The organism is Chryseobacterium gilvum, assembly GCF_025628965.1.
Classification (GTDB): domain Bacteria; phylum Bacteroidota; class Bacteroidia; order Flavobacteriales; family Weeksellaceae; genus Chryseobacterium; species Chryseobacterium gilvum.
This window is the reverse complement of the sequence record NZ_JAOTEN010000001.1, coordinates 117717-143031: the sequence shown is the minus strand read 5'-3', so window position 1 is coordinate 143031 and position 25315 is coordinate 117717. Positions and strand designations below refer to the sequence as shown.

The following is a 25315-nucleotide window of genomic DNA, read 5'->3' as shown; positions in this document are numbered from 1 at the left end:
ATTAAAATACACTATGGAAGTTTTAAAAAATAGAAAAACCCTTCAGGATTTTATAGAAAGGCAAAAAGAAATGGGCAAAAAAATCGGCTTTGCTCCTACAATGGGGGCTTTACATGACGGCCACCTCTCTTTATACAAAGCTGCAAGGGAAGAAAATGACCTTGTGATTTCTTCCATTTTTGTAAACCCTACACAATTTAATAATCCGGAAGACCTTAGAAAATATCCAAGAGACCTCAACAGAGATATTTTGATATTGGAAGAATCCGGCTTGGTAGATGCTGTTTATATTCCTGAAGTTCAAGATATTTATCCTGAAAAAACAGAAAGTTCACATTACGACTATGATGGATTGGAAAATGAAATGGAAGGAAAATCCAGACCGGGACATTTTGACGGAGTAGGAACTGTTGTGGAAGAGCTTTTCAGACAGGTAAAACCCGATAATGCGTATTTCGGAGAAAAAGATTATCAGCAGCTGGCCATTATTAAAAAAATGACTGAAAAAAAACAGCTACATATACAAATAAAAGGGGTGCCTATTTACAGGGCCAAAAACGGTTTGGCTTTAAGTTCCAGAAATCAGAGACTCAGAGAAGAGCGGAGAGAAACTTCAAAAATTATTTATAAAACCTTAATGAAAGTCAATGACTGGTTCAGAGTGCTTACTGTTTCCGAGATCAAAAAAAGAGTTCAGGATGTATTTGATGATCAGCAAGGTATGCAGCTGGAATATTTTCTTATAGCTGATGAAAAAACGTTGAAAGAAACAGACTTTTTTTATAAAGACAGAGCATACAGAGCTTTTATTGTGGTAATGGTGGATGGAGTGAGATTAATTGACAACATGCATTTGGATTAGGCTTCAATGTCCTAAAAAATCAAAGGCCTCCTGAAGGAAGCCTTTGAACACCAAATCACAAAATATTAATATGAAAAAAATTTACTTTTCAGTAAATCTGTGACCCGGCTGGGATTCGAACCCAGGACCCATACATTAAAAGTGTATTGCTCTACCAGCTGAGCTACCGAGTCGGTCACGATTTCAAGCGATAAATATAAAATTAATTTTTAATTATCACTCGTATTTTTTTTAATTATTTTTTTTTTTGCAGTGCCTGCGACTGGACTCGAACCAGCACATCCTTAGGAAACCACCCCCTCAAGATGGCGTGTCTACCAATTTCACCACGCAGGCAAAAAACATAATCGCTTATGAAATCTTGCTTGTGACCCGGCTGGGATTCGAACCCAGGACCCATACATTAAAAGTGTATTGCTCTACCAGCTGAGCTACCGAGTCGGTCACTTGCTACCCCGATTAACATTAGCTTAATGTCTTTCGTTTTAAGTGGTGCAAAGATAGCGCTTTTTTTAATTTCTCAAAACTTTTTCGCAAATTTGTTCAAAATATTATCATGATAATTTCAATGATTGGATACATGGGAAGTGGCAAATCACACATTTCCAAAATTTTAAGCGAGAAATTACATTTCAGGCTCATCGATCTTGATAAGGAAATCTCTAAAAGAAATAAATTAACCATCCCCGAAATCTTTGAAAAAAAAGGTGAAATTTACTTTAGAAAAGCGGAAAGAGAGATTTTAGAGGAAATTCTCGCCACCCATAAAAATACCGTTCTGAGTTTGGGAGGAGGTACTCCCGCTTATTACAACAATATGGAAATTATCAATCATCACTCTAAAAGTGTTTTTCTACGTGCTTCCATCACAACACTTTCAGAAAGAATATTGAAACAGAAGGAAAAAAGGCCTCTGATTGCCAATATTTCTGATGAAAATCTCCCGGAATTCATCGCTAAACACCTTTTTGAAAGAAATGCGTTTTACAGTAAGGCTCAATTTAGCATTACTACCGACTCCAAAACCCCGGACGAAATCACTGATAAAATTATCGAGAAATTATATTTATAAATTAATCTTCCTTATTATCTTCACCTTCACCGAAAAAGTCATCCCAATCTGTAAAATCTGCATCAATGTCGTTTCCCGCATAATCGTCAATATCTCTCCTGTCTTTTTTAGTAGGTCTGCCTTCACCCCGGTCACGATAATAACTTTGAGACATTTTACGTAGCTTCAGAAGCTCGTACTGTTCCTTATCGGTCACATCTTTGATATGGAGAGAAACCAATTTGGCCCCAATCCTGCTTTTAGGAATTTGAATTACCTTAATTTTATAATCAATCTGATTTTTACGGACTTTAATGACATCCCCTTCTTTTACCTCTTTTGATGACTTGACAACAGATTCTCCTATGGCTACCCTGTTCTTTTTAATCTCATCGGCTGCAATACTTCTTGTCTTGTAAAAGCGAATACTCCATAAAAATTTATCTATTCTCATATTTTTTTATACTTTTGCCGTTATATTATTTGTAAAGTAATTAAAGTTTTTTGAAATGAAAAAAATATTTTTATATATCCTTGCCGGATCGCTATGTTTTTCTGCCTGCAAGAAAGATGATGAAGTGGAAACATATGTGGAACCGGAAGATGTATCAGTACAAAATACCTACGATGATCAGGCTATTCAAAAATTCATGACTGATCATTATCTGGATACACAGGGAAATATAAAAGCATTCAGCAGCACCATTACAACAGATGATAATGAAACTAAGCTGAGTGATTTAAATCCGCAAAAGCTTAATTCCGGGGTTATTTATATTGCAAGAAATAATGCTCAGCCTACTCCGGGAACGACCATTGGTGCTACAGACATCACAAGAATTTTGATGCGAGCAACTACCTATCTTGCAGGAAATAGCGATGGAAATGTTTCGTTCATCTCTTCTCAACAGATGGTCAATTACAGTCCGCTGGATGCTTCCGGCTCAGGAGCCCCTATTGTAGATCCTAAATTTTATTACATTTCTCCGACTGACCCCCTAATTACTGCTGCAACAACGGATGCTGCAAAGCAAAAAAGCTATTATGAAATAGAAGGATTCAGTGAAGCTTTGCAGAAATTTAAAGCTTTTAATATGGGAGACGGAGAAAATTATAATCTTCAGGGAGTGATCATTGTACCATCAAGAGCCGCCTTCGGAAGAGATGCGCATTACAATTACAGCGGATATTCTTTCAGAAACAGAACATTTATTTTCAATTTTCAGGTCTATAAATCAACACCGAGAAATTAATAAATTTTACCATAAAACAAAATGCCGTATTATATTTGATACGGTATTTTTGTGTAGACTGATGAAATCATATTTACAATTACAACGGTAAATCGGAAAATGTTATAATTTCTCTAAAAATTTTTCGAAAGAATATGAGGAATGATGTATAGAAACCGTACCGTCAGATTCTATTTTTTCTAATTTTAACAATTCAATCTGATTCACAGAAGAAGGATCGTAATCTTTCTGCACTCTCACATAATTTTCTGTGAAGCCAAACATTTTACCGTCTTTATTTTCGTGCTCCCAAAGAACAGGAAGGGTTTTTCCGATTTGGGTCTGATAAAATGCCATTTTCTTTTTTTCGGAAAGAATCCGCAGCATTTTATTTCGTTTTTTTCTTTCAGGAATCGGTACAATACCTTCCATTCCTGCAGCTTCCGTATTTTCCCGTTCAGAATAGGTAAAAACATGTAAGTAGCTGATCGGAAGATCATTCAGGAAATGATAGGTTTCCATGAATTTTTCTTCAGTTTCTCCCGGGAAACCTACGATAACATCTACACCAATCGCCGCATCGGGCATTACCTCACGGATTTTATGAACTCTGTCGTAGTATAATTTGGTTAAATAACGGCGTTTCATTTTTTTCAACAAATCGTTACTCCCCGACTGCAGCGGAATATGAAAATGGGGAACAAAATTTTTGCTTTTAGAAACCAGTTCGATGCTTTCGTCTTTTAACAGATTCGGCTCGATAGAAGAAATACGGATTCTTTCGATCCCTTCCACCTGATCAAGCTTTGAAATAAGGTCTAAAAAAGTATGCTCGTGTTTTTTATTTCCGAATTCCCCTTTTCCGTAATCACCGATGTTTACGCCTGTAAGAACAATTTCTTTAATATCTCTTCCGGCTATTTCTCTGGCATTTTTAATCACGTTTTCAATGGTATCAGAGCGGGAAATCCCTCTTGCCAAAGGTATGGTGCAATAGGTACATTTATAATCGCACCCGTCCTGAACTTTGAGAAAAGCCCGGGTTCTGTCCCCTATAGAGTAGCTTCCGATAAAGAAATCAGTCTCTTCGATTTCACAAGAATGGATAATACCTTCACGGTCAGACTTTTCCAGATCATCCAGATAACTCAATATATTGAATTTTTCTTTGGCGCCTAAAACCAAATCTACACCGGTAATCTGCGAAATTTCTTCGGGTTTCAGCTGTGCATAACATCCTACAATCACAACCAAACCTTCAGGATTGGCTTTCATGGCTCTTTTTACGTGAAGTTTACATTCGCGGTCGGCATTTTCTGTTACCGAACAGGTATTAATTACATAAATACTTGCCTTCTCGTCAAAACTTACTTTTTCATAACCTGCGTCTGCCAACTGCCTTGCAATGGTAGATGTTTCTGCAAAATTTAATTTGCAGCCAAGGGTATGAAATGCGGCAGTTCTTCGAAATTGAGACATTGATTATTCCTGAAATTATTTGGGTGCAAAGATAATAATTTTAATATGAATACTAATTGATTCAGTCTATCACAGATAATACTTTACGGTAACTCTATTAATTTCACTATCTTTCCCAAGACATAATTGTTTTCAACCATTTTTTTAAAGTGAAAATAATGCCCGTACAATTGAAGTTTTCTTTCCTGTTTAAGTTTTTCTAAAAATCCGGATAAGTCCTTTTTGCGTATATATATAATAAATCCGATAATGAATTGTAAGATTAGCCATTTTATGCAGGACTTGAATTCTCTTAATATTGAAAAGCTTGAAAAATGGTTTACCGATGAAAGTGTAATCTGGATCCCGCCTTCTAAGCAAATTTCCGGTAAAAATAGAATTTTAGCTTTATTCCGTGCTATTTTCAGACGGTATGAAAATATCGAATGGCAGATTGCCGAAATTTTCCCGTTAGGAAATAATAAATACTTTTACCAGACCTCTTCATCAGGAAATATGCCGGGAAAAGGAGTATATACCAACGACATCTGTACCATCGTACATTTTTCGGATAACGGAACGATTCTTTATCTTTCAGATTATTTTAAAGATACCAAAGTATTTAATTAAATCATTTGATATTGGTTAAACCGCCACACAGGTTTTCCAGATGAAATATTTTATGAAAAGGGCTTTTCACAGCGCTCAAGTGCTCTTTGTCCTGAATAAAAGTATATCTTGACGCCAGAGAATTCATATCTGACACGATAACCAGCCAACATTCGTCTACGGAACGGTCATAATACGGGAATTTTTCGTTCTTCTTTTCGATCAGCTCTACGATTTTTGCAGAACACAGCTCATCAAACAGGCTCATATTATACTCATGAGTAATAAAAACATTTCTTCGGTGATGAGATTTTCTGAGGCTTTTTACGCAACCTGAAGGTTTATTTTTGCGGATGCTTTTATAAATGCTGAGAATATTTTCCTGCTGCTCTTCCAGATTTTCAAAGTTAAAATGTGAATGAAATTCCACAAAATAAATTCCCCGGTATTTACCTTTATCTTCCTGTTCCAGCAATATTTCTGCCTGGCGGAAAATTTTGTTTAACGTACTTTCCGCTTTTTTCATTTCCAGATGATTGATCACTTCCGTAAGCTCAATGCCAATTTTCTTATTGTTGAATGTTGCAATAAAATCGGGGCTCTCACAGGTAAGATTTTCAAAAGTGATCTCCGGAAAATGATGCATAAAAGAATTGAGCAGTAAGATCTCTGATTTTTTTTTGTATTTATCCCGGTCATGAAGCATCGACGCATCTATTGTACGGTGATATTTCTCGATCGGCTTCTTTTTCAGATGCCGGTTAAGATAATACAAGCTCAGATTTTTGATTAAATCTTCATCAGAAAAAAGCTTTTTCATACGCAGAAGTTTTTGAATATCAAAAATTTACATTTAAAGGTACTTAAAAAAACTATTCGGCGGATGGTTTTAGTTCGTAATTATCATTTAATTAATGTTCAGTTTATTTTCATTATCAATATCTTTGTGTAATACTGTAACATTCAATGTATGGATTTTAAAAATTTTAAAATGCCTTTCGGCATCGACCCTCAATATTCTAAAAAAGTTGCTTATTTTTCGATGGAATTTGCTCTAGAGCAGGTTCTGAAAATATATTCCGGCGGACTCGGTTTTTTAGCAGGCTCTCATATGAGAAGCGCCTATAATCTGAAGCAGGATTTAATCGGAATCGGTATTCTCTGGAAGTTCGGGTATTATGATCAGGCGAGAAACCATGACCAAACCCTACAGCCGACCTGGACCAAGAAAATGTACAGTTTTCTTGAAGATACGGGCATAAAATTTCAGATCGAAATTCACAGCGCACCGGTTTGGGTAAAAGTATGGTACCTTGATCCTGAAATATTTAATACCGCACCGATGTTTTTCCTTTCAACAGATGTTCCGGAGAATGATCACGTTTCAAAAACAATTTCACATAAGCTCTATGATGCCAACGAAGCGACAAAAGTTGCCCAATATATTTTACTTGGAAAGGGCGGGGCAAAATTGTTGGATGAATTGAATATCGAACGGGATATCTACCATCTGAATGAGGCGCATGGTCTTCCTGCAGCATTTCATCTGCTGAAAAAATACAACGGAAATCTCCATAAAGTAAAAGAAAAACTGGTTTTTACCACTCATACTCCTGAAGAAGCAGGCAATGAAAAGCACAACCTGAAACTTTGTTATGATATGTCCTATTTTTCAGGATTAACCATGGAGGATGTCAAGAAAATAGAAGGTGCAGATGATGACAAATTCAATCATTCTCTCTGTGCTTTAAAAATGGCAAGAATTGCAAACGGAGTTTCAAAGCTTCACGGTGATGTATCCAGAACAATGTGGAGTAAATATAAAGGAGTTTGTGAAATAATTTCTATTACCAATGCACAGGAATTCAAATACTGGTCAGACAAGCCACTTTATAAAGCAAAAGAAGAAAATGACGAGGCGGCTTTTGATGAGCGTAAAAAAACGTTAAAGAAAAGACTTTTCGAGATCGTGGCAGACCAGACCGGGAATTTATTTGACCCGAATGTCTTCACGATGGTTTGGGCGAGAAGATTTGCGGGATATAAGCGCGCCGATCTTTTGCTTCATGATAAAGAAAGATTTAAAAAATTATTAAACAATCCGAAATATCCTGTACAGATGATCTGGGCAGGAAAACCATATCCTATGGATTATTCTTCGATTTCGACTTTTAACAGTCTTGTGGAAGAGAGTAAAAATTACAAGAATATGGCTGTTCTTACAGGCTATGAATTATCATTAAGCAAATCTTTAAAACAGGGCTCTGATGTATGGCTGAATAATCCCAGAGTTCCGAGAGAAGCATCAGGAACTTCAGGGATGACCGCGTCGATGAACGGTACGGTAAATCTTTCTACAGATGACGGATGGATTCCTGAATTTGCGAAACACGGCGAGAATTCTTTCGTGGTCCCGAAATGCGATTACGAAAATATGAGTATTTATGAAGAAGATAATTACGACCTGAATGCTTTATATGAAATTCTTGAAAATGAAATTCTTCCAGCCTATTATGATCATCCGGAAAAATGGCGTAAAATACAGCACAACGCAATGAATGATGTGAAAGACCAGTTCAACAGCGACCAAATGGCAGATGAATATTATCAGATTCTGTATAACAGATCATAAAATAGCCCGTGAATAAACATTCACGGGCTTTTTCTTTACATTAATCTTTTTTCGTTTTCTTTTTGGGTACTTTAAGCCCTTTTTCTTTGGCTTCAGATATTCCGATGGCAACTGCCTGCTTTTTATCTGTTACTTTCTTTCCTGCAGAAGATTTCAGTTTTCCTTCTTTGAATTCCTTCATCACCTTTCCTACTTTCTCCTGAGCTTTGTCTGAATATTTTTTCTCGCTCATGATACTATATTTTAAGATTTTGGTACAGAAACCGCTATTTCATATACATTGGCATTTTTAAGATATTTGGAACGCTCCCTTGAGGTAACCGATTCAAGCTCGCCGTTTTTAAGAACAATAATGGGATCTTCTGCGTTTTCCAGTTCAAAGTTGGCAAGATATCTTTCATCCGGTGCATCGCCTCTCAGCTTAGCTTTTATTTTCTGAAGCTCATCTGCATAGTCTCTGAATCCCGGATCAGATGAATGTATAAATTTATATTCTTCTCCAGCTTTTACGACATAATGCAGTTTTTTCTCAATCAAACCCGCTTCATCGGTAATAAAAGGATTATCGTTTCCATCCTTAAAAGCAACTTCCACCAAATTGCCGTTTTTGCTCTGCGCGCATTCTTCGGCATCTGTAAAACTCGAAAACCCGGTATAAATTACCTGATCTTCAAATTCATAGGTGTTGATTTTTTGATTTTCTGCATTTGTTTCCATAATGATTATATTTAATGTAAAGAATATATTCAATTTTTCTGCCAAATTACTCTTTTAAAGCTTTTTTATATCATTTGATAAATTTGTTATCTTTGGATTTCTTACTTTTTAAAAAATGAAAAAATTATTATTGACGCTTGCGCTGTTTGCTGTTACTCAAAGTATGACGGCACAGGAAATTACTTTAGACAAAATTTATTCAGGGTATTACCGCGGAAAAGGCATTGCCGGAATCACTTCTATGAAAAACGGTGAAAATTATCTGGTCATCGAACAGGGCGGTATCGCAAAATATTCATACAAAACTTCACAGAAGGACGGAAATTTAGTAGATGGCCAGTTCGAAAGCTATGATTTTTCGGATGATGAATCAAAAATAATACTGCTGAAAGAAAGTGAGCCTATTTACAGACATTCATTTTTAGGAAAATTTGATATTAAAGATTTAAAATCAGGGAAAGTAATCAGCCTAAACGACGGAAAACCTGTACAGGAACCCAGATTTTCTCCAGACGCTTCAAAAATTGCCTTTGTCTCTGAAAACAATCTGTTCTATCAGGATTTAACTACCGGAAAAATCACTCAAATTACCAAAAACGGTGCTAAAAACAATATTCTGAACGGTCTTGCAGATTGGGTGTACGAAGAAGAATTTGGTCACGCAAGATTATATGAATGGACCAAAAATTCAGATGCAATTGTATTTGTAAAACTGATAGAAACTGAAGTTCCGGAAATATACATCCCGATTTATGGAAAATCGCTGTATCCTACCGAATTACGTTATAAATACCCTAAAGCCGGAGAAAAAAATGCGGTGGCTTCTGCCCATATTTACCGTCTAGAAGGTGCTAAAACAATGGATATCAATTTGGATCATGTTAAAAATTATTATATCCCGAATGTAATTCAGACTTCCAGTGCAGATGAAATGGTACTGATTACTTCTCAAAGAACACAAAACGCGTCTGATATTCTTAAAATTAATACTAAAACCGGGGCTGCCCAAAAACTTTTTACAGAAACAGACCCACAATGGGTTGATACCGATAATGTAACTTTAGAATTTTTAGAAGACAACAGTTTTCTATGGGGTTCTGAAAGAGACGGAAACCGACATCTGTATTGGTATGACAAAGACGGTAAGCTGAAAAAGCAGGTGACCAAAGGAAACTGGGAAGTGACTGATTATTACGGATATAACCCAAAATCAAAAGAAATATACGTTCAGACTACCGAAAAAGGAAGCATTAATAAAGTGGTTTCTAAAATCAATATCGAAAACGGAAAATCTCAGTTGATATCGAATACCGAAGGAAGTAATTCTGCCAGTTTCAGTAAAAATTATAATTATTTCATCGAAACCTCTTCTACCGCTGCAAAACCTTATACGTTTGTTTTAAAAGACGGCAACGGGAAAACAGTAAAGGAACTACAGAACAACAACGATCAGCTTCAAAAATTAAAAGCCGATCAATTCGTTGAGAAAGAATTTATCACCATTTCCAACGAAGCCGGAGATCAGATGAACGCATGGGTCATGAAGCCTAAAAATTTCGATAAAAATAAAAAATATCCTGTTTTCATGTACCAATATTCCGGTCCAGGATCACAGCAGGTTTCCAATTCTTGGGATAACGGAAATGCGATTTGGTTTAATCACCTGGTTCAGAAAGGATATATCGTCGCTTGTGTTGACGGACGCGGAACAGGCTATAAAGGGGCAAAATTCAAAAAGATTACCTACATGAATTTAGGGAAATATGAAATTGAAGATCAGATTGCCGCCGCAAAATGGTTAGGAAACCAATCGTATGTCGATAAAACAAGAATCGGGATTTTCGGATGGAGTTTCGGAGGGTACATGACGAGTCTGGCCATGACCAAAGGAGCCGATGTTTTCAAAGCAGGAATTGCAGTGGCGCCCGTTACCAACTGGAGATATTACGATTCTGTGTATACGGAAAGATTTATGAGAACACCGCAGGAAAATGCTGACGGATATGATAAAAATTCACCAACCACCTATGCTAATTTGCTGAAAGGTAAATTTTTACTGATTCACGGAACGGCGGATGATAACGTACATTTCCAAAATTCTATGGAATTTTCGGAAGCTCTGATTCAAAATAAAAAACAGTTTGAATTTATGGCATATCCCGACAAAAACCACGGTATTTACGGCGGACAGACAAGACCGCAATTATATCAGAAAATGACCGATTTTATTCTGAAGAATTTATAAATTTCCTTTCATATGATTTAAACCTTTCAATTATTGAGAGGTTTTTTTATGAAGTACCTTCATGCTTTAGAAAATATTTCTTATAACAATTAAAATTAAAAACCTATTTTTGAGAAATTTGAAATTTGAATATGAAGACTAAACATCCTAAAGGGCTGCCTTTCCTGTTCTTTACTGAAATGTGGGAACGTTTCGGATACTATTTAATTCTCGGAATTTTCGTTCTTTATGTGATTGAACCTACCGGAATGAAAGGCGGTCTCGGACTTCCCGATAAAACCGCAGATGATATTTTCGGAACCTATATCGCATTGACCTATCTTACTCCATTCATCGGGGGATTTTTGGCAGACCGGGTTTTGGGATATATAAGATCTATTTATTTAGGCGGGTTTCTAATGGCTGCAGGCTACATCGGAATGGGCGTTTTTAAAGAATTACCTTTATTTTACGGATCTCTAGCCTTAATTATTATCGGAAACGGTTTTTTCAAGCCTACCATTTCTACTCTCTTGGGAAATTTATATTCAGAAGAACCTTACAAAGCTAACAAAGACTCAGGGTATAATATTTTCTACATGGGAATCAATATCGGAGCATTTATCTGCAATATTATTGCAGCTTTTATGCGGAATAAATTTGGCTGGGGTGAAGCGTTCATTACAGCAGGAGTAGGAATGCTGATCGGGATGGTTATTTTTACCATCGGTAGAAAACATTACATTCATGCAGCACAGATGAAACCCGTTCAGGAAGGAGATACAAAGCTTTCTGAAATTATGCTTAAAGTATTCTTACCTGCTATTGTTGCGGGGATTATCGGTTGGTTTATTCCCAATAATATTTTTGGAAGCGACAGTACCGATGCGTTTATTTTTGCCTGTATACCTGTGATTTATTTTTACGCTTCTCTTTATTTTAAAGCCAAGCCAGAGGAAAAACCTTCCATTGGAGCCTTACTTTCCGTTTTTCTGATCAGCATGTTTTTCTGGGCGGTTTTTAAGCAAAACGGAACAGCTTTAACAAGATGGGCCAATTATTATACCGACAGAAGTGTTCCCGCATCACTTGAAAAACCTTTGGAAGATATCTATATGGTTGACGGAAAAAGCTATAAAGACAAAGAAGTTCCTGTATATGACAATCAGTACCAATCTCAGAAAGACAAAGACGGAAAATCAATTAAAGAAACGGGAAAAGACATTTATTTTAAAAATATCCCTGCGGAACAAAGGGCAGATTTAGAAAAAAATCCTGAAAAGCAGGTCTTTTTATATAATACAGAACTGTTTCAATCCATCAATCCGTTTTGGGTAATTGCACTTACTCCGGTGGTCGTAGCATTTTGGGCTTTATTAAGAAGAAAAGGCAAAGAACCTTTAACACCTACAAAAATTGTTTTGGGATTGTTTATCTCCGCATTATCCTGTCTGGTGATGGTTTTAGCAGTTTGGGCGGGAGATAACGGAGCCGTAAAAGTTTCACCGTGGTGGCTCATTGCAGGTTATGGAGTGATTACCGTAGGAGAATTATGCCTTTCGCCAATGGGGTTATCCTTCGTTTCCAAACTTTCGCCGGCAAGAATTACGGCTTTAATGATGGGCGGCTTTTTCCTCGCCAATTCCGTAGGAAATAAACTTTCAGGAATTTTGGCAAGCACATGGTACAGCTACGAGAATAAAATGAATTACTTCCTGGTCAACTTTGCACTGTTGATTTTTGCTACTCTTTTAGGACTCACCATGCTGAAAAGATTAAATAGAATCATGAAAGAAAAAGGACATTAAACTTTATCTTCATTCATAAACAAAAGCTGTAGACTTAATCTGCAGTTTTTTTATTTGAAATGTAAAATTAAATATTGCAAAAAACTCAAAAAAAACTATATTTGCTAGTCTTAACAAAAATTTAACAATCAATATATGGATACAGCGGTTCAGCCAAAGACTAAACACCCTAAAGGATTATGGGTTCTATTCGGAACAGAAATGTGGGAGCGTTTCAACTTCTACGGAATGAGAGCATTGCTTACCTTATTTATGGTAAATTCACTTCTTATCAAAGAAGCTGATGCAGCAATTATTTACGGGGGATTTTTAGCATTGTGTTATTTAACACCGCTTTTAGGAGGTTTTATTGCAGATAAATACATCGGAAACCGGAATGCAATTTTAGTAGGCGGTACCTTGATGGCGATCGGACAATTGCTGTTGTTTTTCAGTGCTTCTACATTTTCTTCCAATTTGGGAGGTGCAAAAACATTGATGTGGCTCGCATTATTTATTATCATCTTCGGAAACGGTTTCTTCAAACCAAACATTTCTTCCATGGTGGGAAGTTTATATCCAAAACAGGAAAAATCAAAGCTGGATTCTGCGTTTACCATTTTTTATATGGGGATCAATATCGGTGCATTTTTAGGCCAGTTTATTTGCCCGTATCTGGGAGATGTTAAAACTGACGCAGGAGTTAGAGATATTTTTGCTTTCAAATGGGGATTCTTGGCTGCATCTATTGCCATGCTTGTAGGGACTGTAACATTCTTTATTCTTAAAAATAAATATGTAGTTACCCCGGAAGGAAGACCCATTGGTGGCTTACCAAAACATAATACAAGTGAAGATTTTGAAGAAGGTGAAACTCAGACAGCAAAATTTTCAGGAAAAAATATGGGAATCGCAGTAGGATTATTTGTTGCGCTTTTCTTTGTATTCAGATATATTTTAGTAGGAGAATTCGGATTCAACTCCGTAGGAATGGGACAATTGATTAAAGGCTTGATTTACCCTTTTATCTATGCTGCAGGAATTTCACTGGCATTTTTAATTATGAGTTCTGCTGAAAATAAAGTGGAGAGACAGAGAATCTGGGTGATCTATATTGTGTCATTCTTCATTATTTTCTTTTGGGCTGCATTTGAACAGGCGGGTTCATCATTAACTTTTATTGCTGATAATCAGACTGACAGAAATATCTTAGGCTGGAATATGCCTCCATCCATGGTGCAGATTTTTAACGGTCTTTTTGTGGTCGCTTTAGCTTTGCCTTTCAGTTTGCTTTGGGATAAATTGAGAGCAAAAGGAAAAGAGCCGGTTTCACCAATGAAACAGGCGATAGGTCTTGCGTTAATCGCTTTGTCATACTTTATCATTGCATATAATGTAAAAGATCTGGGAAACACAGGATTACTAGCGATCAAATGGTTAATGTTGCTGTATCTTATCCAGACCATGGGTGAGCTTTGCTTATCCCCTATCGGATTATCATTAGTAGGTAAACTGGCTCCTAAAAGATTTGCCTCTTTACTGTACGGTGTATTCTTTATTTCTAATGCTGCAGGATACGCTTTAGCGGGTTCTTTAGGGGCGATTATTCCTGCGACAGGAGATAAATTTGTTAAAGCAGAAAAATTAGGCATTAATCTTCAGGATGTCTTAGATAAAAAAGTAACATTGACTCCACAGCAGGTTGCCTTATTTGAAAAAGAGCAGTTGCCGGTTGCCAATACAACATTTGCTGGTGTAGAAATTCATAACTTATTTGAGTTCTTTATGGTATTTGTGGTACTGTGTGGTATTGCAGCCATCATTTTAGCTCTTTTGGCACCACGATTAAAGAAAATGATGAATGGTGTAGGATAAATAGCCATTCTAAAAATAATATTTTAAACCTCTGATTTGTCGGAGGTTTTTTCTATTTTCGTAAGATGTTTATTTTACATTCCACGTTATACATGGATTACAAAGTAAAATTTCAACATACTTTTAAAAATTAATGATGTACCTATGAATTTAACGCTCGCCGAAATACAAAACTTTAAAGGAAAATACCCAAAACAGATCTGGAGCCTCTTCTTTTCCGAAATGTGGGAGCGCTTCTGCTTTTACGGAATGCGCGGAATGCTGGTTTTCTTTATGATTTCACAGCTGAATTTCCATGAAAAAGAAGCCAACCTGCAATATGGTGCAACACAGGCATTTGTATATGCGTTTACTTTTATAGGCGGGCTTTTTGCAGATAAAATTTTAGGATTTAGAAAATCACTTTTCTGGGGTGGATTATTGATGATTGTCGGAAGTTTGATTTTAGCTGCAGATCCTCACAAATTTTTTTTCCTTGGAATTGCATTTACTGTGGTGGGAACCGGATTTTTCAAACCTAACATCTCTTCCATGGTTGGTCAGCTGTACAAGCCAAACGATTCCAGAGCAGATGCGGGGTTTTCTCTTTTTTATGCCGGTATCAATCTCGGAGCTTTATTGGGAGGATATTTATGTATCGCCATTGGTAAAGGAGAACTTTTAAGAAGCGTTATTTCAGAAAGTATGAGATGGAACGTTGCTTTTGGTTTAGCCGCAGTCGTTATGGTTATCAGTTTAGTTAATTTTATATTTACCCAAAGAAGCTTAGGAACGATAGGGCTTCAGCCAGGACATCCGTTACAGGAAGTAAAATCTGCTCCCATGCCGAAATGGAAAGAATATGGAGTGTATGTTTTATCCTTAATTTTCATTCCGATTATTATGAAAATGGTCTCAGTTCCGGAATATACCGATTATTTTATGTGGACTGTAGGACCTTTAACATTGATCTATCTATTTTATGAAATGTCTAAAGTAACCTCTGCCGAACGTAAAAAACTCTGGGCAGCATTGGTTTTTATTCTGTTTTCTATTCTATTTTGGGGAATTTATGAGCAAAGCGGCGGTTCACTAAGTATTTTTGCGGCTAAAAATTTAAATAAAGACCTTTTGGGGTTAGATCCGAATGGTATCAACAATTCCGGAGGCGCATTTTTTATTATTTTCCTGGCTCCCCTTATCGGATTATTGTGGATTTGGCTCAGCAAAAGAAAAATAGAACCCAATACAATTATTAAATTCGGATTAGGATTTATTTTTCTAGGATTAGGATATTATGTTCTTTTTGCCACCAGACTTTTCGCTAATATTCAGGGTATTACGTCATTAAACTTCTTTACGATTGCTTTATTAGTGATCACTTTAGGAGAACTTTGCCTCTCCCCGATCGGCTTATCGATCATGACCAAGCTGTCTACCAAAAACCTGCAGGGAATGATGATGGGAATGTGGTTTCTGGCGTCTGCTTACGGACAGTATGTTGCCGGAATTATAGGAGCAGGCTTAGTCTCTGCGAAAGAAAACGCATCCAATTATGATGCATTGATAACCTATACAGAAGGATACAAACAATTGGGGCTGTATGCGGTAATTGCAGGAGTGGTCCTGATTTTGATCTCTCCTTTTGTAAAAAAGTTAATGCAGGAAGTAAAATAAAATATTCTACGATCCTCTTATTTAAAATCAACATATGAAAAAAATAATCAGCATCTTATTTTTATTATGGATAAGCGTAAGCTTTGCACAGGTAAAATGGATGACCATCGAAGAAGCATTAAAAGCTCAAAAAGAAAATCCTAAAAAAATACTGATTGATTTTTATGCAGACTGGTGCGGCCCGTGCAAAATAATGGATAAAAAAACGTACGGGCATCCGATAATTGCTGATTTCCTGAATCAGAACTATTATCCCGTAAAATTTAATGCGGAAGAGCAAAAACAGGTTGAAATATTCGGAAGAACCTTCTCAAACGATAACACTTCAAAGAAAAAAGGAAGAAATTCACTCCACGAATTCACCCAGTTTATGAATGTGGGAGCAGTTCCAAGCACCGTATTTTTAGATGAAAGCGGTGGTCCCATTACCATTCTGCAGGGAGAATTATCCGCAAAAGAACTGGAACCTTATCTCTCGTTAATTTCCAATGATTTGTATAAAAAAATCAAAACCCGTGAAGAATGGGAAGAATACCAGAAAAAATTCAAATCGAATATAAAAGAGTAATCACAAGCTTTCAGATTTGAAAGCTTTTTTTATTTCCAAATTTTCCCGAAATTCGTGCCTTTCTTATTGATTGACTTTAGAAACTTCCATAGAATACGTCAAAGGAATCGGTCCTGAAAGAGCCAAACTCATTAAAAATGTGTTGGGGATTTCTACTGTGGAAGATCTTCTGCACTTCTACCCGATCCGGTATATTGATAAAAATAAGATATACAAAATAGGAAACCTTCAGGAGAGCAATATCGAAATTCAGCTAAGAGGCAAAATTACCCAGGTTCAGGAAATCCACAACGGAAAAATAAAAAGACTTACCGCCAAATTCAATGATGATACAGGAAGTATGGATCTGGTCTGGTTTCAGTATTCAAAATGGCTCAAAGAGCAGCTTCCGGTCAACCGGGAAGTGTTTATTTTCGGGAAAATCAATGTCTTCAACAACCAGTTTTCCATGCCTCACCCGGAAATTGAGATTGACGAAAATAGGGAAAAAGACAATCGTTTAAAACCGATCTATCCCGGTTCAGAGAAACTGACCAAAAGAGGTTTGAACCAAAAATTTTTTCAGGTTATCTTAAGGAACATCTGCAAAGAAATACCGACTCTCATTCACGAAAACCTGCCGGATTATCTGATACAATCAATGAAATTTTTATCCAGACAGGATACTTATTTAAACATTCATTTTCCGGAAAATAATGAATTTCTTACTAAAGCCAATCAGAGATTAAAATTTGAAGAATCATTCTTTTTCCAGTTGGGTTTTGGCTTAAAAAAAGCACATCATAAGACAAAATCACAGGGAAATCCATTTCCGATAGTAGGAGATTATTTTACCGATTTTTATGAAAAACATCTTCCTTTTGAACTGACCAATGCGCAAAAAAGAGTTTTAAAGGAAATCAGGCTCGATATGAAAAAACCGATTCAGATGAATCGCCTTTTGCAGGGAGACGTAGGTTCCGGAAAAACGATGGTCGCATTATTAACGATGCTGATTGCCTTAGACAATGGTTTCCAGAGCTGTATCATGGCTCCCACAGAGATTCTTGCACAGCAACATTACAACGGGATCAAGGATTTATTGAAAGAAACTTCTATTAAAGTTAGTTTACTGACCGGTTCCGTAAAAGCTTCGGCGAGAAAAATCATCCATGAAGAGCTTGAAAACGGTGAGCTTGCGATTCTGGTAGGAACTCATGCCGTTTTAGAAGATAAAGTAAGATTTAAAAACCTGGGATTAGCCATTATTGATGAACAGCATCGGTTTGGAGTGGCTCAAAGAGCCAAACTTTGGGCAAAAAATAAAATTCCGCCTCATATTTTAGTAATGACCGCAACGCCGATTCCCAGAACTTTGGCGATGAGCTTTTATTCTGACCTGGATGTTTCCGTGATCGATGAAATGCCGGTCGGAAGAAAGCCCATCATCACTGCGCACAGAAGAGAAAAAGACCGGACTTTTGTCTATAATTTCTGCCGTGACGAGATCAGAAAAGGGCGACAGATTTATTTTGTCTATCCGCTGATTGAAGAATCTGAAACGCTGGATTACAAAAATCTAATGGAAGGTTTAGAGTATGTGATGCAGTCTTTTTCAGAGTATAATGTTGCCATGCTTCACGGAAGAATGAAACCGGATGAAAAAGATACGGCCATGAATTATTTTGCTTCCGGAAAAGCAGAAATTATGGTTGCAACGACCGTTATTGAAGTGGGCGTTAATGTTCCCAATGCCTCGGTAATGGTCATTGAAAGTGCGGAAAGATTCGGATTGTCACAGCTTCATCAGTTGCGCGGCCGTGTCGGAAGAGGAGCCGAACAGAGCTACTGTATTCTGATGACTTCTGATAAACTGTCCACAGAAAGCAGAACCAGGATAAAAACCATGACGGAAACCAATGACGGCTTTAAAATTTCCGAAGTTGATATGCAGCTTCGCGGACCGGGAGATATTCTGGGAACGCAGCAAAGTGGTGTAGTCGACTTTAAAAAGCTGGATCTGGTAAACGATGCTGTTATTATTAAGAATACCAAAAAGATTGTTGAAAAAATTCTGGAGGCCGATCCTTTGCTCTCAAGACCGGATCATCAGATTATTAAAAATTACTACCTTCAATTTTATAAAGGGAAAAATAAATGGAGTAAGATTTCATAGATTAAATTTGGCTAAAGCCCATGGAATTTTATAAGTTTTTAAACGGGCTAAAGCCCGTTCCCATTAATTCTATAGAATTATTTTCATTAAATAATCATCCATTACATATCCGTTTCCGATATCAAAAACGCCTTCATCATAGATCTTATATCCCTGTGATTCGTAAAAGCTTCTTGCTGAATTGTATTTATTGACATTTAAAATAATTCTTTGATCACCGCTTTCTTTTACTTTTTCATTCAGAAATTCCAACGTTTTTTTACCTAAACCCTTGCCTTTGCTTTCCGGAACCAGATAAATCCGATGAAGTTTCGTGGTTTTTTCTTTATAATGATGTTCATAGCCGATAAATCCGTCAAAAATATTTAAAATCTCATCAAAAACAAGATAATAATGATAATGAGGATTTTTTAAATGTTCTGCAATTTCAGTATGAGAATACATGGTTTCAAGCATATACTTCATCTGTTCTTGTGAAAGTATTTCTGCATAGGCTTTTTCCCAGGATCTTTTTGCCAAGTCTTGAATTAAGGGAATATCTTTTTCTGTTGCTTTGATGAATCTCATATTATATTAAATATCGGAAATTTGAACACCTTAGAACATATAAGTTTTTAGTTTAAATAATTTAAAAGTATTCAGAACACATAGAAAAATCAAATTTTCAAATACCAATGGGTTCTTCTGCACAATCGAATCAATCACTTCATATAACTTATGTTTTAAATAAAATGCAGTTAATTTTTTAGTTTTAAAAAAGTGAAAAGCATAATGCCTTTCACTTTTATATTATTATTTATCAATTTAAAATCATCTTTACTTGCAAAGCAAAATTGACAATTGTACTTATATTCTCGCCATTTCGGTTTTTATTTTTTCGTAAAGCCCTTCTGAAGCAGGGACTAAAGGAAGCCTGAGATAATTTTTAATCAGTCCTTTTTCTGCTAAAACCACTTTTATTCCGCAAGGGTTTCCTTCCGCAAAAATCAATCTTGTAATTTCGACCAGTTTATTATGAATTTCATACGCTTCTTTTACTTTTCCGTCAAAAGCCAACTGCACCATCGTGGAAAATTCTTTAGGATATCCTTGCCCGATCACAGAAATTACCCCATCTCCACCTGCTAAAGTAACAGGAAGTGTAAATTCATCATCTCCTGAAACCAAAGAAAATCCTTCCGGTTTTTTTCTCAGGATATCAAAATACTGCAGGATATTGGACGAAGCTTCTTTAATTAAAAACAAATTCGGGAATTCTTTTGCGAGACGCAACGTAGTTTCTGCCTCCACATTCTGCCCTGTTCTGGAAGGAACATTGTAAATAATAATGTTTTTTCCGGTAGAAGCCAATGCTTTATAGTGCTGGTAAAGCCCTTCCTGATTCGGTTTATTGTAATACGGAGATACCGATAAAACTGCTTCAAAATCTGAAAGATCTGTTTCTTCGATCTGTTTTTTCACTTCAAGCGTATGGTTCCCGCCAATTCCTAAAACCAAAGGAAGACGTTTATTATTAATTTTAATGATGTGCTCAACGACCTGTTTTTTTTCGTCGGATGAAAGTGTGGCAGCTTCTGCCGTAGTCCCTAAAACCACTAAGTATCGGGTCCCGTTTTCAATATTGTATTCAATAAGTTTTGTAAGACCTTCAAAGTCTATCGATAAATCTTCATTAAATGGCGTTACCAAAGCTACACCTACTCCCTTTAAAATGCTCATCTGTTCGAATTATTTTTTCCAAATTTAATAATTTAGACTAAGAATTTATCATATTTAATAATGTTTTATTATACATATAATTATATTTGCATATACTAAAGATATGATGCGAAATAAATTCTTAATCATAGGAATTGCCCTGATTACACTTACTGCCTGTAAAACGACATCGTTACAGGTTGCAAAAGTGCAGACCCAGCAAAATATTTCTATTAATAAGGAACTGAAAAGTGATGAAGAATTTGTAAAAGTAATCGAGCCCTATAAGCAGAAACTGGACCAGGAGATGAATCAAAAAATCTCTCATACCAATACAGACCTTACAAAACAGGGTGACAACAGCAATCTGGGAAATCTTTTGGCAGATTACACTTTTGACGGAGCCAATGAATGGGCAAAAATCAATCTTAAAAAAAATGTTGACGCCGCTCTAATCAACATCGGTGGGATCCGTACTACGATCGGGAAAGGAGACATTCTTCTGAAAAGCATATTTGAAGTCATGCCGTTTGAGAACGAGATCGTCATTATCAAAATGAAAGGATCAGATTTACAGGGGCTTTTTGATTATTATGCTAAAAATCAAGTCAATAACCCTGTCTCTCATTTATATATAGAAACAGAAAACGGAAATATTTCTAAGGGTCTGATCAATGGAAAAGCGGTAAATCCGGAGCAGGATTATTATATTGCAACTTCAGATTATTTAGCTTTAGGCGGTGATAATATGCGTTTTTTCTCAAAAGGTGAATATATCGCGACAGGAATAAAAATGAGAGATCTTTTTATAGAATATTTCAAAAAAAATCCTGAAGTACAACCTAATAATGAAGTCCGTTTACAATTTATCGGGAAGAAATGATGAACAGAAAAAGCTTTTTAAAAACAATAACCGGCGGAACTTTAGCAATGACTTTAGCTCCGAATCTGATGATGGCGGAAGATTTACAAATTCTTGATATAAAATCTGACCGTAAACTGACAATTCTTCATACGAATGACCAGCACAGCAGAATAGAACCTTTTGACGAAAGCTACACCAAAAACCCGAATCAGGGTGGTTTTGCAAGAAGAGCAAGCTTAATACAGAAGATCAGAAGTGAAGAAAATAATGTTTTGCTTCTTGATTCAGGAGATATATTTCAGGGGACGCCTTATTTTAATTTTTTCGGAGGCGAAGTAGAATTCAAGCTGATGTCGATGATGAAGTACGATGCGTCCACAATGGGAAACCATGATTTTGATAATGGGCTGCAGGGTTTTCTCAACGCGTTACCCAATGCAAAATTTCCTTTTATCTGCTCAAATTATGATTTTAAAAATACCGTTCTGGACGGAAAAACGTCCCCTTATAAAATATTCATCAAAAACGGAATTAAAGTAGGGATTTTCGGAGTCGGTATTAAGCTTGATGGTTTGGTAGGAAAAAAACAATACCAGGAAACGGTATATTCTGATCCGATTGAGGTTGCACAACACTACTCCAACTTTCTGAAAACTGAAAAAAAATGTGATCTTGTGATCTGTCTTTCTCATATCGGATACGATTACAAAGAAGATCCGGAAAAAGTAAGCGATAAAATTTTAGCCGCCAAAACAGAAAATATCGACTTGATTTTAGGGGGCCACACCCACACTTTTTTGCCTGAACCTCAAAATTTTATAAACAGACAGGGCAAAAACGTTCTGGTCAACCAAGTGGGTTGGGCAGGCTTGCTTTTAGGAAGATTAGATTTCTTCTTTGATTCAAATAAAAATGTAAAACATATTTCCTGGAATAACCAGGTAATTGACAGCAGCATAACAGTATAATATGAAAAAATTCTTTATCATTTCTCTCGGTTTCCTGGCTTCCCTGCAATGGGCAAATGCGCAGACTATTTCGTCAAAAAAATGGGCAGATCTTTTTTCCTACAATAATGTTCTTGCGATGAAAGAAGATAACGGAAGAATTATAGCCGCAACAGAAAACGGAATTTTCTATTATACCATTTCGACAGGTGAGATTACAAAGCTTTCAAAAGCAAATGGTTTGCATGAAGTAAAAATCTCCGCATTTGATTATAATCCTCAAACCAAAACAGCACTTGTAGGATATCAGAATGGATCTCTGGATGTGATCACTCCCGAAGGAATTACCTATATCGTAGATATCCCTATTGCAACTGGATATAATGCCAGTAAGAAGATCAATCACGTTTCCATCACAGGAGAAAAAGCAGTAGTTTCTGTAGGATATGGGGTTTCTATATTTGATTTGAAAAAGAAAGAATTCGGTGATTCTGCGTTTTTTGTATCCGGAGGAATTTATCAGGCGAGCAATGAAGCTACCATCGTTAATAATAAAGTCTTTTCAGTGACCAATACAGGACTAAAAAGCCATGTTTTGAATACCACATTTCCCGTATTTTCTACATGGACTACAGAACTTCCCGGTACTTTTACCGATATAGATTCTGAATCTGTACTCGCTTTTTCTTCATCCACAACAACTTATCTTTACAACAATGGGGTGTCGACACCTTTATCACAGACATTTGGCAATGTGAGTGATGTGGTCATTAACGGTAGTGATTTGATTATCACCGATAACAGCAGAATATACACGTATAATATCAGCGGAACTTTCAGCGGAAGCATAACGGTAGGAGAATCATGCAATACAGCAATAAAAGCTGGATCAAAAATATATTGCGGTACCATATTATCCGGAATAAAGAATGAAGATAATATTGCCTTCAAACCAGACGGGCCTTATTTTAATTACTCTTATAAAATCAGGCTGTTTAATGACAATCAGCTGTTAGTTTCATCAGGAGGCCGGGAAGGCGGATTTAATACTAATCTTTCTAACCCGAAAAATCCGGGATTCTACTATTTTAACGGTTTAGAATGGATCTATTCTACCTATTTCGTAGGAAGTACGACTACTTTTAATGTTCTTGATGCCATTGCAGATCCTGTAAATCCCAACGAATTTTATTTTACCAATTACAACAATGCAGCGGGACACGGGATTTATAAAATGAAATATAATGCGGGAAGCAAAAATATTGATTTTGTTAAACGCTATGATCTGAATGCTGCTAACGAATTTTTACGAAGACCGGTAGGTTTTACCTATGATGATCAGAATAATTTATTTGCAACATTAGCATTTTCAGGTGATACCGGTACAACTGGGGCATTTGCCTCTTATGATAAAGCGACTGATCAGTTTTTGGTAAAAGATTTCGGAATCACAAGCAGCGCGGTGCAACAGCCTCTTTTTAACCAGGATTTATTCTGGATACCGCTTCCAAGATCAAATAATTTTTTAGTCTATGACTATAAAAAAACCCCTACTCTTTCTGATGATACGCAGATTTTATTAAGCAACTCAAACAATCTTCCCGGAAATTCCGGAGGTACACTTTCTGTCGCGATTGACAAATCAGGAGATGCTTGGATAGGAACCGACAGCGGGCTGAGAATACTTCCCAGTGCAGCAGCAGAAATTAAAAGCAATCCTCAGCTGGAATCAATCGTTATTGAGCAGAATGGTCTTCCGGAAGAACTTTTCAGAGATTCACAGATTCTTCAGATTGAAGTAGACGGCGGAAATCAGAAGTGGGTTTCTATCGACGGCGGCGGAGTGTACTATCTATCGGCAAACGGCGAACAAACGATTAAGCATTTTACCAAAGAAAACTCACCTCTTCCTAACAATAGCATTACCGATATTGAAGTAGATAAAAAAACCGGAAAAGTTTATTTTGTAACCTATGACGGAATTGTGACCTATCAAAGTGATGTTGCTGATGTAAACTCTAATTTTGGAAATGTACTGGTATACCCAAATCCTGTAGTGTATGCTCAATTTAAAGGAAACGTAACCATTAAAGGGCTCGCTGAAAAAACAAATATCAGAATTACAGATGCCGCAGGAAATATTGTGCATTCTGCAATTGCAAGAACAGGATATTACGAATGGGACCTCAATAATCAAAAAGGGAAAAGAGTGGCATCGGGAATTTATTTTGTCTTGATGACCAATGAAGACGGAAGTGATAAAGCGACTGCCAAAATAGCCGTGGTGAATTAATGAATTCCCAAAACGGATTTTTACTTTCATTTTTAAAATACGGAGAAAATGATGCGGTTCTGCATTGTTTTACAGAAGAAGATGGCTTTCAGTCTTATTTTTTAAAAGGTATTTATGCCAAGAAGAATAAGAAGAAAGCTTTTCTATTGCCTTTAAACCAGTTGGCTTTTGCCGTTCATTTCGGGAAAAGCAGTGGGATGCCTTCCGTATCCAGATTTGAAATGCTTAAAATCCGTGATCTCTACACCGATATTAAGGCCAATACGGTTGTTTTTTTTATAGCCGATTTTCTGAACCAGATTTTAAGGAATGAGAATAAAAACCCCAAAATTTTTACCAGCATTGAAGAATTTATGGATGAACTTGATGATCACAACTATCAGTCACATCTTATTTTTTTGATTAAAATTTTAAAAATCCAGGGGGTTGCACCGCTTTTGGGAGAAGGAAAGTATCTGGATCCTGAAACCGGGACTTTCACCGGGATGATGACCCATCATTTTTTTGATGAAGAATATTCTGCACTCTGGAAAACCGTGATATCATCACCTCAACCTTATCAGATAAAAATCACGCAGGAAAAAAGGAGAAACTTTCTGGACAGTATTCTGGTATATTATCATTACCATATTTCAGATTTTAAGACTCCTGCTTCCTTGGAAATTATTCAGCAGATTTTTGAATAG

Annotated in this window: 22 protein-coding genes and 3 tRNA genes; 15 read left to right on the top strand and 10 right to left on the bottom strand. The window is 36.5% G+C overall.

Annotation, left to right across the window (positions count from 1 at the left end; genetic code table 11):
* The first annotated feature begins 13 nt into the window (after positions 1–13).
* Positions 14–862 carry a pantoate--beta-alanine ligase gene (panC, locus tag N0B16_RS00720; RefSeq protein WP_262988804.1) on the top strand — a complete coding sequence of 283 codons (849 nt, stop codon included), beginning with the start codon at positions 14–16 and terminating at the stop codon, positions 860–862.
* A 100-nt stretch (positions 863–962) separates the two neighbouring features.
* On the opposite strand, the gene N0B16_RS00715 is transcribed toward panC, so the two are convergent.
* The 3 genes from N0B16_RS00715 to N0B16_RS00705 form a co-directional block, all read right to left on the bottom strand.
* Positions 963–1035, bottom strand: a tRNA-Lys gene (locus N0B16_RS00715).
* An 80-nt stretch (positions 1036–1115) separates the two neighbouring features.
* Positions 1116–1198, bottom strand: a tRNA-Leu gene (locus tag N0B16_RS00710).
* Between the two features lie 32 nt (positions 1199–1230).
* Positions 1231–1303 (bottom strand) — tRNA-Lys (locus N0B16_RS00705).
* 115 nt (positions 1304–1418) lie between these two features.
* Between N0B16_RS00705 and N0B16_RS00700 the strand changes: the two genes are divergently transcribed.
* The gene (locus N0B16_RS00700) at positions 1419–1934 is read left to right on the top strand and encodes a shikimate kinase (RefSeq protein ID WP_262988803.1); all 516 of its coding nucleotides are present in this window, start codon (positions 1419–1421) and stop codon (positions 1932–1934) included.
* A gap of 1 nt (position 1935) precedes the next feature.
* On the opposite strand, the gene N0B16_RS00695 is transcribed toward N0B16_RS00700, so the two are convergent.
* Complete coding sequence (locus tag N0B16_RS00695) at positions 1936–2367, bottom strand: RNA-binding S4 domain-containing protein (RefSeq protein WP_262988802.1); 432 nt, start codon at positions 2365–2367, stop codon at positions 1936–1938.
* A gap of 55 nt (positions 2368–2422) precedes the next feature.
* On the opposite strand from N0B16_RS00695, the gene N0B16_RS00690 reads away from it, so the two are divergent.
* On the top strand, positions 2423–3166 hold the full coding sequence (locus tag N0B16_RS00690; RefSeq protein ID WP_262988801.1) for a hypothetical protein: 744 nt from the start codon (positions 2423–2425) through the stop codon (positions 3164–3166).
* A gap of 102 nt (positions 3167–3268) precedes the next feature.
* Here N0B16_RS00690 and mtaB read toward each other — a convergent pair whose 3' ends face one another.
* A complete protein-coding gene (gene mtaB, locus N0B16_RS00685) occupies positions 3269–4624 on the bottom strand; it encodes a tRNA (N(6)-L-threonylcarbamoyladenosine(37)-C(2))-methylthiotransferase MtaB (protein ID WP_262988800.1) in 1356 nt (451 codons plus the stop codon).
* A gap of 249 nt (positions 4625–4873) precedes the next feature.
* Here mtaB and N0B16_RS00680 point away from each other — a divergent pair, with 249 nt between their 5' ends.
* Entirely contained in the window at positions 4874–5233 is a 360-nt protein-coding gene (locus N0B16_RS00680) for a nuclear transport factor 2 family protein (protein WP_262988799.1), read from the top strand.
* 1 nt (position 5234) lies between these two features.
* Here the strand turns inward: N0B16_RS00680 and N0B16_RS00675 are convergent, their stop codons facing one another.
* Entirely contained in the window at positions 5235–6032 is a 798-nt protein-coding gene (locus N0B16_RS00675; protein ID WP_262988798.1) for a hypothetical protein, read from the bottom strand.
* Between the two features lie 150 nt (positions 6033–6182).
* On the opposite strand from N0B16_RS00675, the gene glgP reads away from it, so the two are divergent.
* A complete protein-coding gene (gene glgP, locus N0B16_RS00670) occupies positions 6183–7844 on the top strand; it encodes an alpha-glucan family phosphorylase (RefSeq protein ID WP_262988797.1) in 1662 nt (553 codons plus the stop codon).
* A gap of 40 nt (positions 7845–7884) precedes the next feature.
* Here glgP and N0B16_RS00665 read toward each other — a convergent pair whose 3' ends face one another.
* Positions 7885–8076: a DUF6496 domain-containing protein gene (locus N0B16_RS00665; protein ID WP_262988796.1), complete on the bottom strand. Its 192-nt coding sequence runs from the start codon at positions 8074–8076 to the stop codon at positions 7885–7887.
* A gap of 11 nt (positions 8077–8087) precedes the next feature.
* Entirely contained in the window at positions 8088–8561 is a 474-nt protein-coding gene (locus N0B16_RS00660) for a hypothetical protein (RefSeq protein WP_262988795.1), read from the bottom strand.
* Positions 8562–8676: 115 nt separating this feature from the next.
* On the opposite strand from N0B16_RS00660, the gene N0B16_RS00655 reads away from it, so the two are divergent.
* The 6 genes from N0B16_RS00655 to recG all read left to right on the top strand — a co-directional run bounded on the left by N0B16_RS00655 (position 8677) and on the right by recG (position 18826).
* Positions 8677–10806, top strand: coding sequence for a S9 family peptidase (locus tag N0B16_RS00655; protein ID WP_262988794.1), 2130 nt, complete (start codon positions 8677–8679; stop codon positions 10804–10806).
* A gap of 131 nt (positions 10807–10937) precedes the next feature.
* Positions 10938–12593, top strand: coding sequence for a peptide MFS transporter (locus N0B16_RS00650; protein ID WP_262988793.1), 1656 nt, complete (start codon positions 10938–10940; stop codon positions 12591–12593).
* Positions 12594–12728: 135 nt separating this feature from the next.
* A complete protein-coding gene (locus tag N0B16_RS00645) occupies positions 12729–14447 on the top strand; it encodes a peptide MFS transporter (RefSeq protein WP_262988792.1) in 1719 nt (572 codons plus the stop codon).
* A gap of 144 nt (positions 14448–14591) precedes the next feature.
* On the top strand, positions 14592–16103 hold the full coding sequence (locus N0B16_RS00640) for a peptide MFS transporter (protein WP_262988791.1): 1512 nt from the start codon (positions 14592–14594) through the stop codon (positions 16101–16103).
* Positions 16104–16137: 34 nt separating this feature from the next.
* On the top strand, positions 16138–16671 hold the full coding sequence (locus N0B16_RS00635) for a thioredoxin family protein (protein ID WP_262988790.1): 534 nt from the start codon (positions 16138–16140) through the stop codon (positions 16669–16671).
* 70 nt (positions 16672–16741) lie between these two features.
* Positions 16742–18826: an ATP-dependent DNA helicase RecG gene (gene recG, locus N0B16_RS00630; protein ID WP_262988789.1), complete on the top strand. Its 2085-nt coding sequence runs from the start codon at positions 16742–16744 to the stop codon at positions 18824–18826.
* A gap of 69 nt (positions 18827–18895) precedes the next feature.
* Here the strand turns inward: recG and N0B16_RS00625 are convergent, their stop codons facing one another.
* Positions 18896–19393: a GNAT family N-acetyltransferase gene (locus tag N0B16_RS00625; protein ID WP_262988788.1), complete on the bottom strand. Its 498-nt coding sequence runs from the start codon at positions 19391–19393 to the stop codon at positions 18896–18898.
* 279 nt (positions 19394–19672) lie between these two features.
* Positions 19673–20545, bottom strand: a complete 873-nt coding sequence (dapA, locus tag N0B16_RS00620) for a 4-hydroxy-tetrahydrodipicolinate synthase (protein ID WP_262988787.1) — start codon at positions 20543–20545, stop codon at positions 19673–19675.
* Positions 20546–20651: 106 nt separating this feature from the next.
* Here dapA and N0B16_RS00615 point away from each other — a divergent pair, with 106 nt between their 5' ends.
* The 4 genes from N0B16_RS00615 to recO are packed head-to-tail and all read left to right on the top strand — an operon-like array spanning position 20652 to position 25315.
* Complete coding sequence (locus tag N0B16_RS00615) at positions 20652–21407, top strand: 5'-nucleotidase C-terminal domain-containing protein (RefSeq protein ID WP_262989950.1); 756 nt, start codon at positions 20652–20654, stop codon at positions 21405–21407.
* Entirely contained in the window at positions 21407–22357 is a 951-nt protein-coding gene (locus N0B16_RS00610; protein WP_262989948.1) for a bifunctional metallophosphatase/5'-nucleotidase, read from the top strand. Before N0B16_RS00615 ends, N0B16_RS00610 begins: the two co-directional genes overlap by 1 nt.
* Before the next feature lies 1 nt (position 22358).
* Entirely contained in the window at positions 22359–24629 is a 2271-nt protein-coding gene (gene porZ / locus N0B16_RS00605; protein WP_262988786.1) for a type IX secretion system anionic LPS delivery protein PorZ, read from the top strand.
* Complete coding sequence (gene recO / locus N0B16_RS00600; protein WP_262988785.1) at positions 24629–25315, top strand: DNA repair protein RecO; 687 nt, start codon at positions 24629–24631, stop codon at positions 25313–25315. Before porZ ends, recO begins: the two co-directional genes overlap by 1 nt.

What these genes read in the sequence shown, in the direction of transcription:
- N0B16_RS00645 (WP_262988792.1), top strand. Translation starts at nt 12,729, where the DNA reads ATGGATACAGCGGTTCAGCCAAAGACTAAACACCCTAAAGGATTATGG.
- porZ (WP_262988786.1), top strand. Translation starts at nt 22,359, where the DNA reads ATGAAAAAATTCTTTATCATTTCTCTCGGTTTCCTGGCTTCCCTGCAA.
- glgP (WP_262988797.1), top strand. Translation starts at nt 6,183, where the DNA reads ATGGATTTTAAAAATTTTAAAATGCCTTTCGGCATCGACCCTCAATAT.
- N0B16_RS00655 (WP_262988794.1), top strand. Translation starts at nt 8,677, where the DNA reads ATGAAAAAATTATTATTGACGCTTGCGCTGTTTGCTGTTACTCAAAGT.
- N0B16_RS00615 (WP_262989950.1), top strand. Translation starts at nt 20,652, where the DNA reads ATGCGAAATAAATTCTTAATCATAGGAATTGCCCTGATTACACTTACT.
- N0B16_RS00610 (WP_262989948.1), top strand. Translation starts at nt 21,407, where the DNA reads ATGAACAGAAAAAGCTTTTTAAAAACAATAACCGGCGGAACTTTAGCA.
- N0B16_RS00625 (WP_262988788.1), bottom strand. Translation starts at nt 19,393, where the DNA reads ATGAGATTCATCAAAGCAACAGAAAAAGATATTCCCTTAATTCAAGAC.
- N0B16_RS00690 (WP_262988801.1), top strand. Translation starts at nt 2,423, where the DNA reads ATGAAAAAAATATTTTTATATATCCTTGCCGGATCGCTATGTTTTTCT.
- N0B16_RS00635 (WP_262988790.1), top strand. Translation starts at nt 16,138, where the DNA reads ATGAAAAAAATAATCAGCATCTTATTTTTATTATGGATAAGCGTAAGC.
- N0B16_RS00660 (WP_262988795.1), bottom strand. Translation starts at nt 8,561, where the DNA reads ATGGAAACAAATGCAGAAAATCAAAAAATCAACACCTATGAATTTGAA.
- N0B16_RS00675 (WP_262988798.1), bottom strand. Translation starts at nt 6,032, where the DNA reads ATGAAAAAGCTTTTTTCTGATGAAGATTTAATCAAAAATCTGAGCTTG.
- recO (WP_262988785.1), top strand. Translation starts at nt 24,629, where the DNA reads ATGAATTCCCAAAACGGATTTTTACTTTCATTTTTAAAATACGGAGAA.
- N0B16_RS00695 (WP_262988802.1), bottom strand. Translation starts at nt 2,367, where the DNA reads ATGAGAATAGATAAATTTTTATGGAGTATTCGCTTTTACAAGACAAGA.
- N0B16_RS00680 (WP_262988799.1), top strand. Translation starts at nt 4,874, where the DNA reads ATGAATTGTAAGATTAGCCATTTTATGCAGGACTTGAATTCTCTTAAT.
- N0B16_RS00650 (WP_262988793.1), top strand. Translation starts at nt 10,938, where the DNA reads ATGAAGACTAAACATCCTAAAGGGCTGCCTTTCCTGTTCTTTACTGAA.
- N0B16_RS00700 (WP_262988803.1), top strand. Translation starts at nt 1,419, where the DNA reads ATGATAATTTCAATGATTGGATACATGGGAAGTGGCAAATCACACATT.
- N0B16_RS00665 (WP_262988796.1), bottom strand. Translation starts at nt 8,076, where the DNA reads ATGAGCGAGAAAAAATATTCAGACAAAGCTCAGGAGAAAGTAGGAAAG.
- panC (WP_262988804.1), top strand. Translation starts at nt 14, where the DNA reads ATGGAAGTTTTAAAAAATAGAAAAACCCTTCAGGATTTTATAGAAAGG.
- dapA (WP_262988787.1), bottom strand. Translation starts at nt 20,545, where the DNA reads ATGAGCATTTTAAAGGGAGTAGGTGTAGCTTTGGTAACGCCATTTAAT.
- mtaB (WP_262988800.1), bottom strand. Translation starts at nt 4,624, where the DNA reads ATGTCTCAATTTCGAAGAACTGCCGCATTTCATACCCTTGGCTGCAAA.
- N0B16_RS00640 (WP_262988791.1), top strand. Translation starts at nt 14,592, where the DNA reads ATGAATTTAACGCTCGCCGAAATACAAAACTTTAAAGGAAAATACCCA.